Annotated in this window: 13 protein-coding genes; 7 read left to right on the plus strand and 6 right to left on the minus strand. The window is 41.6% G+C overall.

Annotated elements, in window-relative coordinates; all coding sequences use genetic code 11:
- Positions 1–104 precede the first annotated feature (104 nt).
- Both L2672_RS09105 and bioH read right to left on the minus strand, forming a co-directional pair.
- Positions 105–596, minus strand: a complete 492-nt coding sequence (locus tag L2672_RS09105; protein WP_248995528.1) for a hypothetical protein — start codon at positions 594–596, stop codon at positions 105–107.
- Between the two features lie 88 nt (positions 597–684).
- The gene (bioH, locus tag L2672_RS09110; RefSeq protein ID WP_248995529.1) at positions 685–1,470 is read right to left on the minus strand and encodes a pimeloyl-ACP methyl ester esterase BioH; all 786 of its coding nucleotides are present in this window, start codon (positions 1,468–1,470) and stop codon (positions 685–687) included.
- Positions 1,471–1,500: 30 nt separating this feature from the next.
- Between bioH and L2672_RS09115 the strand changes: the two genes are divergently transcribed.
- Complete coding sequence (locus tag L2672_RS09115) at positions 1,501–2,370, plus strand: ComF family protein (RefSeq protein ID WP_248995530.1); 870 nt, start codon at positions 1,501–1,503, stop codon at positions 2,368–2,370.
- A 9-nt stretch (positions 2,371–2,379) separates the two neighbouring features.
- Here the strand turns inward: L2672_RS09115 and L2672_RS09120 are convergent, their stop codons facing one another.
- A complete protein-coding gene (locus tag L2672_RS09120; protein WP_248995531.1) occupies positions 2,380–4,854 on the minus strand; it encodes a M14 family zinc carboxypeptidase in 2,475 nt (824 codons plus the stop codon).
- A 295-nt stretch (positions 4,855–5,149) separates the two neighbouring features.
- Between L2672_RS09120 and nfuA the strand changes: the two genes are divergently transcribed.
- The gene (gene nfuA / locus L2672_RS09125) at positions 5,150–5,728 is read left to right on the plus strand and encodes a Fe-S biogenesis protein NfuA (RefSeq protein WP_248995532.1); all 579 of its coding nucleotides are present in this window, start codon (positions 5,150–5,152) and stop codon (positions 5,726–5,728) included.
- A 64-nt stretch (positions 5,729–5,792) separates the two neighbouring features.
- On the opposite strand, the gene L2672_RS09130 is transcribed toward nfuA, so the two are convergent.
- Positions 5,793–6,899, minus strand: coding sequence for a PepSY-associated TM helix domain-containing protein (locus tag L2672_RS09130; RefSeq protein ID WP_248995533.1), 1,107 nt, complete (start codon positions 6,897–6,899; stop codon positions 5,793–5,795).
- Positions 6,900–7,280: 381 nt separating this feature from the next.
- On the opposite strand from L2672_RS09130, the gene L2672_RS09135 reads away from it, so the two are divergent.
- Entirely contained in the window at positions 7,281–9,437 is a 2,157-nt protein-coding gene (locus L2672_RS09135; RefSeq protein WP_248995534.1) for a TonB-dependent siderophore receptor, read from the plus strand.
- Between the two features lie 66 nt (positions 9,438–9,503).
- Here the strand turns inward: L2672_RS09135 and L2672_RS09140 are convergent, their stop codons facing one another.
- Both L2672_RS09140 and L2672_RS09145 read right to left on the minus strand, forming a co-directional pair.
- Complete coding sequence (locus tag L2672_RS09140) at positions 9,504–9,881, minus strand: hypothetical protein (RefSeq protein WP_248995535.1); 378 nt, start codon at positions 9,879–9,881, stop codon at positions 9,504–9,506.
- A gap of 130 nt (positions 9,882–10,011) precedes the next feature.
- Entirely contained in the window at positions 10,012–10,980 is a 969-nt protein-coding gene (locus L2672_RS09145) for a LysR family transcriptional regulator (protein WP_248995536.1), read from the minus strand.
- Between the two features lie 133 nt (positions 10,981–11,113).
- Between L2672_RS09145 and L2672_RS09150 the strand changes: the two genes are divergently transcribed.
- The 4 genes from L2672_RS09150 to L2672_RS09165 all read left to right on the plus strand — a co-directional run bounded on the left by L2672_RS09150 (position 11,114) and on the right by L2672_RS09165 (position 14,334).
- Positions 11,114–12,313 (plus strand): multidrug effflux MFS transporter, encoded by a 1,200-nt coding sequence (locus tag L2672_RS09150; protein WP_248995537.1) that lies wholly within the window; start codon positions 11,114–11,116, stop codon positions 12,311–12,313.
- A gap of 186 nt (positions 12,314–12,499) precedes the next feature.
- Positions 12,500–13,111, plus strand: a complete 612-nt coding sequence (locus L2672_RS09155; protein ID WP_248995538.1) for a tRNA-uridine aminocarboxypropyltransferase — start codon at positions 12,500–12,502, stop codon at positions 13,109–13,111.
- The gene (locus L2672_RS09160; RefSeq protein WP_248995539.1) at positions 13,111–13,497 is read left to right on the plus strand and encodes a hypothetical protein; all 387 of its coding nucleotides are present in this window, start codon (positions 13,111–13,113) and stop codon (positions 13,495–13,497) included. The genes L2672_RS09155 and L2672_RS09160 overlap by 1 nt, the downstream gene beginning before the upstream one ends.
- A gap of 111 nt (positions 13,498–13,608) precedes the next feature.
- Entirely contained in the window at positions 13,609–14,334 is a 726-nt protein-coding gene (locus tag L2672_RS09165) for a class I SAM-dependent methyltransferase (protein ID WP_248995540.1), read from the plus strand.
- Positions 14,335–14,419: the final 85 nt, after the last annotated feature.

Below are 14,419 nucleotides of genomic sequence, written 5' to 3' on the forward strand. Positions count from 1 at the left end.
AATTAGGGGCACCGTTTAAAAGCGCTTTATCAGTGATTGATAAGCGCTTTTTTATTGGCTGTTTTTCAATATGGTAGCGTGCTTGTGTCGAAAGTGGAGCGTGCTTAAACGTAAGCAGAAAAGCTTGGGCTTGGCGTTGGGTTATTATGTTGGCCATAAAATTGACCAACATGTTCTCTAACCTGTTGAAAATAAGCCGCATTCACCTCACTTTCATCACTGGCTTTCTCGATGTCTGTTTTAGATTGTTGAGCCGGCGTTGTAAGGTGTTTGATACGAATGTCTCTGCGTTGAAGCGTTGGTGTATCGTTGGCCACAACATTGACCAGTTGGCTAACTGCTGATTTTGGAGCCAATAATTGCTGCACAATAGCTTGTCTTTGAGCATCAGAATGCTGCTGTTGTTGTTTCTGTTCTACAATTTGATAAGCCGGTGCGCGTTCATTTTGTGGATTAAATGCCCGCTCATGATGTGCACTTGTTGGTTGCTGTGGTGGAATCACCGGTGGACGCTGCTGATTATCTGCGCGCGCAAGATCGGTGGCAACATTACTGGTTGCTAACGGTATTTGCGGATAGTGCGAGTTGATCAACATAGTGCTTAACTCTCCAACTAAATAATGCTAACTTGAAGTTCTCTGGAAACGTTTAAATTATAGTCAAATCAGGTTGGTTGTTAAAGTATTAACCGACAATCTTGTTCAGCCAAGGCTTGATTTGTTCAATAAATAGACTTGAATGTGAAATAAATGGTGCATGTGAGGCTTTTTGTAAAATAATATCGGTGGTTTTTTGGTCGGCATTTAACATTTTAAGCGTGCGTTTAGGTACTAACCCGTCTAGTCGCCCCCATATTCTTAACCAAGGCAACTCAATTTCAGCCAGTTGATGGCGAAGGTCAATATTTGCCAACATATCTAGTCCTTGCTGTAAGCTTTGTTGCTCCGGTAAGGGTTTGGCAAGCACCAAGGACTTAATTACTTGAATGTCTGACTTAGCTGATTCGCTGCCCATAGCTTGAATCGCTAAAAATCGCTCTATGGTTTTAGGGAGATTATTATTCAGTTGTTCCGAAAATTGAGACAATACTTGTGGGGCAATACCCGGCCAAGGTTGAGGTTGTTCATTAGGTTGAGCCATAAAACATGGTGAAGATGCCACGGTAATTAAACCTTTAGCTTTTTGTGGAAAGTTAATCGCTAGTTGTGTGGCAACCAAGCCTCCAAGAGACCAGCCTAACCATATGGCGTTGTCGGGCAAGCGTTGTGCTAATGCATTAACCCAATCGTGAATATCACCCTCAATCGGGTCACTGTGGCCAAATCCGGGTAAATCAACATAATGTACGGTATAGTCGTTTAACGCGTGTTTGATGGGTTCAAAAACTGCACTATTTACCCCCCAACCATGAAGTAATACCACATCATGGCCTTGGCCAATCGTTTCTATATGGAGTGTAGAACCGCTCAAATCGATAACCTCTATTTAAAGGATTGAATAGTGAAATTATTAGCTGCCATTAATGAAAAATTCGTCACCGCAAACCACTATGTTAAACGGTGTATTGGCCCATCTTTAAGTCACCTGAATGTTGTTTTAGCGCGATTAACAACACGGGTTTGCAGCAGTTTACCTAACCGTTGCATGCTGTGCCAACAAAGGATTGAACAAGGTGGTTACTTGGCGCTATTGTCTGAGACTAGGCTCACTGGAGTTTGCCAGTATTGCTTGGCCAGTGGCCTATATCATACCGAAGTCTGTTTAGGTTGTGGTAGGGCGTTATTATTTTTACAACCATATTGTGGAACCTGCTTAACAACGTTACCTATCAAGGTTGTTGCGCCATGCAGTTACCATCATGGGTTGGGTAAGCTCGTTAGTGCTATTAAATATCAGCATCAAATGGCGGCACTATCAGCGTTAACTCAGCAATTGGCCTTGCGAATTCAACAACTGGTTAAGCACGGTTTAATAGAATATCCGCAAGTTATTATTCCAGTGCCGTTACACCCAAATCGGCTACAGCAACGCGGATTTAATCAAGCATGGTTAATTGCGAAAGAGTTGAGCCGTATTTTAAGCCTACCTATGGATGATACTTTAGTTATTCGCCGAATTGATACCGTGCCTCAAGCAGGGTTAGATGGCAGTAAACGACGAAAAAACTGTCAAGGGGCGTTTGAGGTGCTCAGTGACTTAAAGTCCGCTGTGTCTGCTAAATCGACCCGATACTCACATGTTGCCATTGTTGATGATGTGGTCACTAGTGGCACAACCGTCAATGAAATTGCGCACTTACTGCGTCAGCAGAGTATAGCAAGCCAAGTTTGGTGCTTGGCAAGAGCAGAAGCCCCTAAATTGAGATGCTAATTTAGGGGGTTATAACCCTGCGGGTATAAAAAATAACGCATTTGAGTAGGCTTTTTCACTGCCTAACCAAATATTTCTGAACATCAAGTTATCAGTGAACCCCACAATAGCGCCTTGCTTTTTTCGCTCTGCAATCATGGCCGGTTGATTAGCAAAAGCACGTTGATACTCTTGCGCCATGTAGCCACTTGATAATAAACGGTCTTGATAAGACGCTGCAGTGGTAAATGGGGTATTAATATTTTCAAATGCTAATGGCTTATTTTTTAAAACCGCTAACTGTTTAGGTAAGCCAAAACTTAATGGATGTGAGATGTCTAAATTGACATTCACAATCGCGCCGCCAATGTGTTGTTTGGCTTTAAATGCCGCTTGGTCGCTAAATTTGAGGCCGTCAGTATTGAACAATTTTTTATAATAACGTGGGGTTTGTAGCGATTCATCTAATACATTTCGCTTGCTGAGCCAGTTTAATGCGCCTTTTTGAGCAATAATCACCCCACCATTTTGTACAAATTGCCCAAGTCGTCTGGCACTGACTTCATTCATGTTATTGAAACTGCCTTCGGTCATGAAGATATGACTGTAGCGCGAAAGTTCAATACTATTAATCCGTTCACTATTTACTAAGCTAGTTGCAATAGATAACTTATTATCGAGGAAATACCACAGTTCACCCACTTCAAATGGGTCAGTACCGTAGCCGCTAATGATCATTGGATTGATAGGCTTAATGGTCACAAAGTCGTCTGAGCCTAAATCCATACCGCTAACACTTGCTGATGAAGCAACACTAACGACTTCAAGTTGCCAATCTTTAGTGGCTTTCCATACTGCCTGCCTGACTTCTTCAATGGTTTTATGGGTCTGCTTTAACGGAATTTGCAGGCTGCCAGCCACAAAGTTTTGCGGTTTGCTCTGTTGGTTGTTGACTACAAAATCTTGCTTGGCAAACTTTACTTGCACCCCTTGTTGGGTGAGCTGATGCACTAAACCACTGGCTTGTGATTGTTGCCAGTTAATCAGCAGTGCTACGGTGTTTTCAGGCCAAGGTGGTGTTAGGTTATTGGACAAATTGATATGATGATATTGCATTGGACTTTCGGTCAGTAAGTCAATATCAGGGGTAACATTTGGCACCACATCAAGACTGAAAGCCGCGGCAATATCCCAAGTTGATACATCGTAAAATGTAGGGTCGGTAAATTCGGTGCGTTTATCAAATAATGCAGTTAATAACGCTGACTGAGCTTGAGTATCTGCCACAAAAAAGCTGTCTATAGGGCGGTACTCTTGCCCCGAATGAAATAAAGACTTAGTGAGGTAATGCACTTTAATCTGATGCTGTGTGAGCAAGTTAATCAGCTCATCACGTCGTACAGGGTCGTTATAAGCTCTGATTAATCGTCCTTTTGAACGGGCTTGGTTGTCTGTTTTAGCGTGGCTGAAAAAGTTATTTTGGTATTCTATTAAGTCAGACTTTAACGCTAATGCGCCTTGAACACTGGAAATTGAAGTGGCAAATTGATTGGCAATAGCCGTTTGAAAATTAATAACACCATTACTTGAAGCCTGTGCCTGTCCTCTGGCGCTGGCTTGTTCAAATAGCACCCCCACAGAGCCATTAATGTCAGGGTAGGTTGAGCCTTTTCCATAAAAGAAATCATCAAATAATTGACCGCTAAAATAAACTTGCTTGGCTTCATCTAAGGCTTGACGATGAAACTGAGCCAGTTTCTCAGAGAGCACTTGATTGGCTTTAGGCGTTAAAGGGTAAACACGTTCTGCCACTCCTGGTTGAAAAAAGTAGCTTTGGTTATGCCACATTTCATGAAAGTCACCTACATAATGGGGCTGCCACTTATGGAAAAATGCCACGCGTCCTTGGGACTCTTTATGTCTTAAAAACAACCAATCACGATTTAAATCTGCAAAGTAATGATTACCACGGCCTGTGGGCCAGTCTTGCACGTGTTCACGGTGTTGATCATCAGTGACAACCACTTGCCCTTTATGGTTATTGGCCCAAGTCGAGAACCTGTCGAACCCATCAGGGTTTTGGCTAGGGGTAATTAATACCACGGCTTGTTGTAGTAATTCACGTACCCAAGGTTCATTGCTGGCGGCAAGATAATAACTAAAGGCTAAAGCCGCATGAGCGCCACTGGCTTCGTCGCCATGAATAGAGTAAGCCAGCCAAATGATCAGTGGCCCTTGTTGTGATTCACCTTGTTTTACAAGACTTCTTTGTTGCAGGATTTTAGTTAAATTACGTTGGTTATCTTCAGAGGTGATTACCGCGGTAAGTTGCTGACGAGCCTCATGGCTCATGCCTGCATTGTCTAAAGAAACTTTATTACTTTGTTTAGCGAGCTCATTCAAATAAAAATTAATTTGGTCATGGCGCAAGTGCCACTCACCTAATGGATAGCCCAAAAAGGCCTCTGGAGAAGTCATGTTTTGATCTAACTGTATGTTTCTCATCGCAGACTCAAGTTTACTCGGGGATGCTTGTGCTACCAGAGACACGCTGAAAATACTGCAGAATAAACAAAGCCAAAATACGCGCAAAAAAGTCATCGAAATAAATATCTATAATAAAAGCCTGAATGGCATAACCTTAATGCCAAATGCCGCTAAGTGCCAACAAAAGCATGTGATTTATCGCATTAATTGGCGAACAAAAGTGGACACAGGACTACAAACAAAATGAAACAGAGAGTATCATAGGCCTAATTCTTACTAATTTACTCAGGTATCCCCTGACGGAGCAGGTTTTATGATTACCATTTCCGAAGCAGCTCAGGCGCATTTCGTTAAATTATTAGCTGATCAAGCCGAAGGCACTCATATTCGTGTGTTCGTTATCAGTCCAGGTACCGCTCAGGCAGAATGCGGTGTGTCTTATTGTCCACCAGATGCGGTTGAAACCGATGATGTAGAATTACCATTTAATGGTTTTAGCGCAATGGTTGATGAAAAAAGTGCCCCATTTCTTGAAGATGCCACCATTGACTATGTGACAGATCAATTAGGTTCTCAACTGACGTTAAAAGCCCCTAACGCAAAAATGCGTAAAGTAGCAGATGACGCACCACTGAAAGAGCGTATTGAATACGTTATTCAGTCTGAAATTAACCCACAGCTTGCTAGCCACGGTGGCAACATCATGTTAGTGGGAATTTCTGATGACGGCGTAGCAGTACTGCAGTTTGGCGGTGGTTGTAACGGTTGTTCACAAGTCGATATCACGCTAAAAGATGGTATTGAAAAGCAGTTACTTGATTTATTCCCTAACGAATTAACCGGTGTTCGTGACGTGACAGATCATCAACATGGTGCGCATTCATACGCATAATGGAATGATTTACTGAGAAAAACGCGCCTAAGATGGCGCGTTTTTTTTGGGATGAAATAGTTAATTAACCACGTTTTTTAAAAGTTCTGCGGTAAAAGGTCACCGCACTAAAGATTAAAATAACAGTAGCGACCAGCGAAACCACGGTAATCAACAGCACGTATTTTAATGGCATGTTGAGCGCGTCATGTAAGGGTCTAACAAAACTGGCAATTTGTCCTGAAAGCGGTCTATCGCTATGTTTTAGCGCTGATTCAATGGTGCCTTGCTGGAAATTCATGGTAATTCTGTCAGCTTGTCTTAGCCATACATCAGCGTGTTCATCGAATCGAATTTGGTAATTCAATTCTGCCGGTTGATCTGTTTGTCCCGGTCGTTGGCGTGGCTTGCTGATGGAGACAAGATCAGCTTGTGGCCATAAGTCTTGAGCCGTTTGAAGTTGGCTGCTCCAACTGTTGGCTTGGCTTTTAGGGTATGTTATTTCAACCGCTTGAGCTGGTTGCTTTAAATATCCTGTCCATAAGCTTTTATAAGTGATTAAAAATCCGCTTAAACATAAGATAAATAAAGGGATTGAGATAAATAACCCTAATTGAATATGGCTTTTAACTAAACTACTTGAGCGGGTGTTTTTTGGAATACTTTGCTTTAATCTAAAGCCATTACGTACTCGCCACCATAAGTAAATACCTACTAATGTGATTAACCCGCCTAACAATGATGCCCAAGCATTTGTGTATTTACCAAAGTCACCCATTAGAAAATTGCGGTGTAACCAGAAAACCGTGCTGTAAACCGGCTTATCTTTAAATGCACTGCTAGACAACTCGTTTAAGTCGTTGTCGAAGGCGATGGATTTTCCCCTAGTGGCTGCTTCAATATACGGGGTATATTCAGTCGGAAAGCGAACCGTGCTCATTTCAGGGTAGCGTTCAAAAAGTGTTTCAGTAACTTGTGCTTTTTGTTCAATGCTAAGGGGAACGTATTGTTGTCCTTTATTATCTATCCGACTAAGGATATCCGCAGCACCTAAATAAACTCCTGTGGTTAATACAATCAACATGGTGATGCTGATGAAAAATCCCACCCAATTATGAAACCACTTTAATGTCGCGACTACGTTCATAAACTTCTTCTCAGTTAGTATTGCAATAGCGTTGAATTTCCACATTGCAATGATTACGCCTCACAGAAGGTGAGGGTTATTAATTTTTGAGAATAGTAATCAATATCGTTTGTATCATCAATTAAAGAAGTGTAAAGATGGTTATTATGCTGAAAAATGTTTCATCGATTGCTTAATTTAGTTAGAGCATATTTACGTTCTCATGTTTATACCAAGGCGTTGTTGGTTTGTGTTCATTCGGTTATCTGTTTTGTTTACTCCTGTTGCAAATACATAAGGTTCGAGTCGAGTTGGATGATGTGGATCACATAATTTTATTGAGGTGCAAAAAACGCTATCAAACACCATTAGTGCTAATGATAATTACTCGTATTATCGATTGCGTTAAGCGGTCGAACATTAAAAATAATGCATTTAGGGTGAAGAATGATGAAAGCATCTCCAATAGCGATAGCAGTGTTAAGCAGCTTGATGGCCACAGTGACCATAGCCCAAGAAGGTGAGCAACAAACACAACCAGCTAACTTTTTAGGAGAAGACTTCGCGTTGAATATTGAACGTATTCAGATAACGGGAATGAATTTTAATAACTACAAGTCAGGGGCAGCCTCAGGAGCTATGCGTGGTGATATTGATTTAATGGATACACCGCAGTCTGTGAATGTCATTCCTGACTTTATTACCGATGAACAATTGGCGACAAATTTATCTGAAGTGTTAGTGAATGATTCTAGCGTCACTGGCGGCAGTGAAAAATGGAATCGCCAAGTGTTTAATATTCGTGGTTTCGAATTAGACTCAGGCAGTGGCTTTTTAATTAATGGACATCAGCAGTTTTCTCATTACGTACAACCCATTGAAACCCTACAGCAAGTTGAAGTGCTAAAAGGCCCATCAAGTATGTTATACGGTCAATCAGGCCCTGGTGGTTTGATTAATATGGTCACTAAAAAGCCGACTTATGACAACTTATTTGAACTGGCAGTTGATACTGATGAGCACGGTTCAACGCGTTTTCAATTGGATGCAGGTGGCAGCTTAAATGATGCTCAAACCATTCGTTATCGTACCGTGTTAGTTAAGCAAGACAGCCAATACTGGCGTGAATACCAAGATGAAAACGGTAGCCAAAGCCAAGAACGCGACCGCTTTTTAGGTTATTTGAACTTAGAGTTTGATCTGCACGACGATGTTATGTTGTCGGTTAAATATGATTACACCGATGACTTAACCGGAATTGACCGTGGTGGTTGGTTAGATGACAACGGTGATTTGATTGGTGATCGTGAAGACATTTGGGATATGCCTTGGGCATTCACCGATAACAATGTGCAAAATATTGGTGCAGATTTAACTTGGTATATGTCTAATGAGTGGACAATGAAAACAGGTTATAACCATCAAAGCTTTACTCGTCAACGTCTTGATTCGTCTCCTTCATTTACGCCAGGTTCAAACCCTATAGAAGACGGCTATTACATTAGCCCATTTGACCGCCATGATGACTGGCAGCATAAAACGGCTTATATGGACTTTACCGGTGAAATTTCTGCCTTGGGTATGGATCATCAATTATTAATTGGTGCCAACATTCTTGATTATTACTATGGTCAGCAGCGTCATGATGGTGAAAAAAATCAGCTTGTTATGCCAGGGCAACCCCTACCAAAACCTGATTTAGACTACAGTATGGGGAGTGTTAATACCGAAACTAGCTATAAACATTATGGCTTTTATATTCAAGATTTAATGACCATTAATGATAATTGGCAAGTGCTTGCGGGCCTACGTTATGACCAACAGCATAAAGATGAAGCCGGTGGCGACAGCGATGCAGTGTCACCTAAATTGGGGGTAATTTACTCACCAACGGATAACGGCAGTATTTATGTTAATTACTCAAAAAGCTTTAACCCACAGTCAATGGTGACCAGTGATAATGATGTTAATGAAGGCATGAATTTAGACCCTGAATATGGCGAACAATTTGAAATAGGTACCAAGTGGGAACTTTATGACGGCGGGCTATTATTAACCGGAGCTGTATTTGATACCACATTAACCAATGTGGCTGTTCAAGAGAGGTTAGAGCAACCCGTTGATGATAAAGAATATATTACTACTCAAAGCGGCAAGCAGCATCATCGTGGTTTTGAACTTGGCGCCCAAGGTGAATTAATCGACAACGTGTTTATTACCACCTCAATGATGTATCTAGATGCTAAATATATTACCAGTACTGAAGATACTGCACAGTTAGATGGTAAAACGCCGGTTGATGCCCCTAAGTGGTCAGCAAATGTATGGACACGTTATGAAGTAAACGATGACTTAGCGTTAAACTTTGGCGCAGTTTATGTGGGTGAGCGTTTTGCCAATACCCAAAACACCATTGTAAAAGATGACTATATTCGTTTTGATTTTGGTGCCGCTTATGGCTTTAGCGTGAAAGACACTGACATGAGTATTCGTTTTAACATTAGAAACTTATTCGACGCAGATTACTTAGATGGTGGTACTGAAACCGATGTCACTGTGGGTGAGGGGCGTAACTTTAGCTTAGCGTTTCAAGCTAAGTTTTAATTCAACATTTAGATAAAACAACAATGCCGCCACTTAATAAAGGGCGGCATTTTTACTTACTGGTGGTTAGTCGGCTTGATGTTCGAAAGTACGGCCTGAATATTGGCTTTGCTGAGCTTGATTGTTTTGAGCCTGACCATTTTGACGACGAAACATGTCAGCGTAAGGGGCTTGAGGCTCGCGGTTTACATTACCGTATCCCTGATAAGCATCTTTAGCTTGGCCTTGTGCTGTATAAAATGATTTGATCATTTTAGACGCTAAAATTTTGCGTCCAAAAAATTGCATGGTAATGAAGCTTAGTAAACCAAACAATAGTAAAAAAGGTAATAAAACCAATGAGACAAAACTAAATGCCACAAAAGCAATTAATGCCACGACAGGGTTCATCCCGTTAAATCGACTTTTAAATTGATTAGGATTAAATGATTGGTTAAATCTCATGTTGGCTCCAAATGCGAATCGCCTAAAACAATAATGAAGCTGAAGTGTGCATCAAGCAGACATAATATGTCACGTTAATCCTGATTAATGTTCGCTGATTAATGTTCACGGAACAGTGCTTCTTGATGAGTTAACCATTAAAAGCCGCTAACGTTTTGGGAATGTTTTTTATCACCATATCCCTTACCCACATATGACCGGGTTCTTGGTCATTTCGCTCGTGCCACAGCAGCACATAAGCCATGGGCATAAATTCAAATGGCAGTGGAATTTCAGTTAAACAATATAAACTTTGCGCATGCTGAGCAAAGCTAGATGGCAAGGTAAAGATTAAATCTGAATGAGCACAAATACTGGATGCCCCATAAAAATCAGGCACAGTGGCAGAAATATTTCTGTGCTGGTTTTGGCTTGCTAGAAAGTAATCCAGCGCCCACCAGTCATTCCCCTCACAACGTACCTGCACATGGTTCATTGATAAATAAGCCGCCATGTCCCATTGGTTGTTGTCAATGGAGGCTAAAATTGGGTGGTCTTGGCGCACTAAGCACACTTGTTTATCACTAAATAAGGTTTGGTATTTTAAGCCATCAGCCAGATCACCCACTTTAAATTGTGCATGCGGGTGGGTGTCTCGACCGGCGATACCAAAATCAATTTGACCTGTTTGCAAGTCGTTAATCGATTTTTCAGTCCAGCCATAGGTATCTAATTTTAAATTGGGGGCTTGTTGTAACAATGAGCCAATAAAATAAGGTATGAGGGTTTCGTAGGCGCTTTCTACCATGGCAAAAGCAAAGTGACGCTGGCTTGTTTGCGGCGAAAAGCTGGGGGGCAGCGTGAGCTGATATAAATTTTGTAGCGCCTGAGGTAAGTCTTTGCCTAAGGCAAGCGCGTGAGCCGTGGGTTTAAGCCCATGAGCCGTACGCTGAAATAATGGGTCATCTAAGGTGTCCCTTAATCTATTTAAACTTTTGCTCAACGCCGACTGACTCAAATGCAGTCGGTTAGCGGCGCGGGTTACGCTTTGTTCTTCAAGTAGCACCTGTAGAGTAACTAAAAGGTTTAAATCAATGCGAGAAAGGTTATCTAAATTCATAGTGATATTCCTTAGAGGAAATTTAGTATCAATTTTATATCATTTCTTGTCATACCACGAATGTTATAAAATATTGCTATCACTCAGGCCTGATGGGCTATGCAGTCACTTTTAATAATTATCGAGAAATTTGATGCAACGTAATTTATTACCCTTATTAATGTTTATGGTGGTGTTAAGCCCTTTAGCCATTGATATTTATTTACCTTCAATGCCAACAATGGCGGCAGAATACGCGGTATCTGACAACCAAGTACAATCGACATTAATGTTGTTTTTGTTTGCCATGGGATTAGGGCAAATATTAATAGGCCCATTAGCTGACCGTTTTGGCCGTAGACCTATTGCCTTGTTCGGTATTGTTTTATACGGATTAAGCAGTTTATTAGGAGCATTTGCGGTGCAGTTTGAAGTACTGCAATTAGCTAGGGTGTTACAAGGGCTGGCTGCTTGTTCAACCTCAATTGTGGTCTTTAGTGCAGTGCGAGATTGTTATAACAACAAACAAAGCATGACCATGTACAGTTATCTCAACGGCATGATTTGTGTAATACCCGCTCTTGCGCCTACGTTAGGTGGCTTGTTAGCCCTACAATTTGGCTGGCGTTCAACCTTTATATTTATGGCACTATACGCCATTTTAGTGTTGTTAATAGTGGGGATGAAGTTTCCTGAAACCCGCCCAATGAACACCGACTCAACGGGTAAATTATATCGTTGGGGGCGTTATCAACCGGTGATCACCAATGGTCACTTTATGTTTTATGCATTGACATGCATGACCGCAATGGCCTCAATAGTGTGTTATGTGTCCTATTCGCCTATTTGGTTAATTGGCAAGCTTGGGGTATCTGAACTTACCTTTAGTGGTTTGTTTGGCTTAAATGCATTAGTGAATATTGTGGCGTGTTTTACGGCACCAATATTAGTGAAGCGAATAGGTAATCGCCCAGGCGTAATAGTGGCACTGAGCTTTATGGTAGCCGCGGCATTATTAGAAGTGTTAATGCACGTGGTTGGCCCGCAAACAGGCTTGGGTGCTGCAATGGCCTTTATGATGCCAATGATGTTGCTATGTATCGGCTTTGCTATATTACTCGGGCCTGCGACCAGTATGGCACTAGCAGGGTTTGGTGAGCGAGCAGGTACAGCTACAGCGGTGTTAGGTTGTATTCAAATGAGCGGGGCATCTTTATTGGCGGCACTGATTCAGTTAACAGATATTCCAGCGCCTTATGCCATTGCACTTATTATGGGAGGCTGTTGTAGTGTGTTGTTAGTGATAATGTCTATTAAAGGATTAAATCACTGGCATCAAGAGCAACATGCTTAATCGCTAATCATAGAAAAAGCCACTGCGAATAGCGTATTCACAGTGGCTTTTTTGTTGTTTGGAGTAGTTGCGTTGAAACAAAGATTAAAATTTCATTGCTATCGCCTAGGTTTACTATATTGAGTAGTATGCTTCACTTGTTAAACTTTATTCTATTCACGTGTAATTCAAAAAGATGCTCCAAAAATGACTAGACAGTATTGTAATCAATGTCACTTTCCTCAAACCAGTTGTGTTTGTAGCGCTGTTGCTCCCGTGAGATCTAAAACTGAGGTGATTGTGATGCAGCACCCCAGTGAAGTGAACCATGCTAAAAATAGCGTGAGATTAATGCCCTTGGTATTAGCCAATATGCAAATTGTTGTGGGCGAAACAGCGGCAGATTTTACTGAGTTACGTCAATATTTAGCCCAAGCCAATAAACCTGTTTATATTATTTACCCAAGCGAAACCAGCCAAACCGTGCAACAAAGTGGTGCACAGGCTGATGCGATTATTGTGTTATTAGATGGCACTTGGCGAAAAGCATACAGAATGTTGCAGTTAAACCCATGGCTGCAGCAGTATCCAGCGTTACATTTAGAAGTTGAGCATGCTTCACAATATGTGATTCGAAAAGCAAAACGAGCGGACAGTTTATCAACCCTTGAAGCGGCGGCTTTTATGCTATCATCGTTAGACAAACAGTTAGACACGTCACCTTTATTGAATGTTTTTGATGCTATGGTGAACTTGCGATTACAAGCGATGCCTGCGGCGGTTCGCCAAAGGTATTCTCTACAGTCTAAGGATGAATAATGAAATTATTTATGTCTACATTAAGTTTTTTATGCCTGATCATAGGCATATTAGTGTCAGGAATAGTGATTGCTGCTGACGTGATTAGTGCCGCTGATCCTGAAAAGCCGCGTCGCAAAATGTCACTTCAGCAACAAGCTGAACAAGGCCGCATAGACTCTAAAAAGCTTGAGCAATCTCAGCTTGAAAAAGCCCGTGCCGCAGCAAACGGTACCGCAGAACGTGAGCAAGAAATATTAGCCCGTCAGCAGCATGGCGAATGGCAACAACAGCAACGCGACAAAGCCAAAGCTCAGTTTGATGAACGCGCTGAACGTGAAGCTAAATACTTACAGCAAGCCAAAGAAGCAGCTGCCAAAGAGCGACAAATTAGTGAAGATGAGTAAGTAAAAATAAGTACAGTTGAGGTGATAGGGCTGAACAAACTATCGCTACTTTGCCCCTTTAACTGCTCCTTTCACTGTGTTTGTGAAGTTCAATTTAAATAAAGAGCCTTTATGTCTAAGCGCCCACCGCAACCTCCTGTTTCTAACACTTCAACAGCAACTGATTTAACTGATAATTGCCCCGACACTTGCCCTTTGTGCGAATCAACTAGGTTGGGCTTTTTTCATCAAGATAAAAACCGGCCCTATTTTCAATGTCAGCAATGCCAATTAGTGACGGTACCGAAAGCGTTTTATTTAGATGAAGTAGCAGAAAAAGCCTTTTACGACTTACATGACAATACCGTTGCCGATGAAGGATACAAACGGTTTTTATCACGCACGTTAACCCCTGTGCTTGAGCGAGTTAATAGCGAGGCTAAAGGGTTGGACTTTGGTTGTGGCGAAGGCGGTGTATTAAGCCAAATGGCCGCTGAGGCCGGGGTGAGTGTCAGCAACTATGATTTATTTTATTTTCCAGATACAGGACAGCTTAAACAACAGTACGACTTTATCACTATGACAGAGGTGATAGAGCATATTGCCGATGCCAAGGGTGTTTTACAGCAATTAAAACAACTGCTTAATGATAATGGCTTGATTGCCATTATGACTAAGCGTGTGCGTGATCATGCTAGCTTTATCAATTGGCATTACAAGCATGACCCTACTCATATCAACTTTTATAGTGAAGCCACATTTCAATGGATTGCTGTTCAGTATCAATGGCAACTTGAGGTGGTGGACAATGATGTGGTGATTTTCAGCCAACAAGCCCAAGGCTCTGATACTGCATAGCATCTCGATTAAACATATGGCTCATCGCAAAGTTGCACTGCAAATCAGTGGCTCAAATTATTGAGCGTGCGGTGCATTGCAAACA

It is taken from the genome of Shewanella gaetbuli (genome assembly GCF_023284065.1).
Classification (GTDB): domain Bacteria; phylum Pseudomonadota; class Gammaproteobacteria; order Enterobacterales; family Shewanellaceae; genus Shewanella; species Shewanella gaetbuli.

What these genes read in the sequence shown, in the direction of transcription:
- L2672_RS09105 (WP_248995528.1), bottom strand. Translation starts at nt 596, where the DNA reads ATGTTGATCAACTCGCACTATCCGCAAATACCGTTAGCAACCAGTAAT.
- L2672_RS09120 (WP_248995531.1), bottom strand. Translation starts at nt 4,854, where the DNA reads ATGAGAAACATACAGTTAGATCAAAACATGACTTCTCCAGAGGCCTTT.
- nfuA (WP_248995532.1), top strand. Translation starts at nt 5,150, where the DNA reads ATGATTACCATTTCCGAAGCAGCTCAGGCGCATTTCGTTAAATTATTA.
- L2672_RS09130 (WP_248995533.1), bottom strand. Translation starts at nt 6,899, where the DNA reads ATGTGGAAATTCAACGCTATTGCAATACTAACTGAGAAGAAGTTTATG.
- L2672_RS09135 (WP_248995534.1), top strand. Translation starts at nt 7,281, where the DNA reads ATGATGAAAGCATCTCCAATAGCGATAGCAGTGTTAAGCAGCTTGATG.
- L2672_RS09140 (WP_248995535.1), bottom strand. Translation starts at nt 9,881, where the DNA reads ATGAGATTTAACCAATCATTTAATCCTAATCAATTTAAAAGTCGATTT.
- L2672_RS09145 (WP_248995536.1), bottom strand. Translation starts at nt 10,980, where the DNA reads ATGAATTTAGATAACCTTTCTCGCATTGATTTAAACCTTTTAGTTACT.
- L2672_RS09150 (WP_248995537.1), top strand. Translation starts at nt 11,114, where the DNA reads ATGCAACGTAATTTATTACCCTTATTAATGTTTATGGTGGTGTTAAGC.
- L2672_RS09155 (WP_248995538.1), top strand. Translation starts at nt 12,500, where the DNA reads ATGACTAGACAGTATTGTAATCAATGTCACTTTCCTCAAACCAGTTGT.
- L2672_RS09160 (WP_248995539.1), top strand. Translation starts at nt 13,111, where the DNA reads ATGAAATTATTTATGTCTACATTAAGTTTTTTATGCCTGATCATAGGC.
- L2672_RS09165 (WP_248995540.1), top strand. Translation starts at nt 13,609, where the DNA reads ATGTCTAAGCGCCCACCGCAACCTCCTGTTTCTAACACTTCAACAGCA.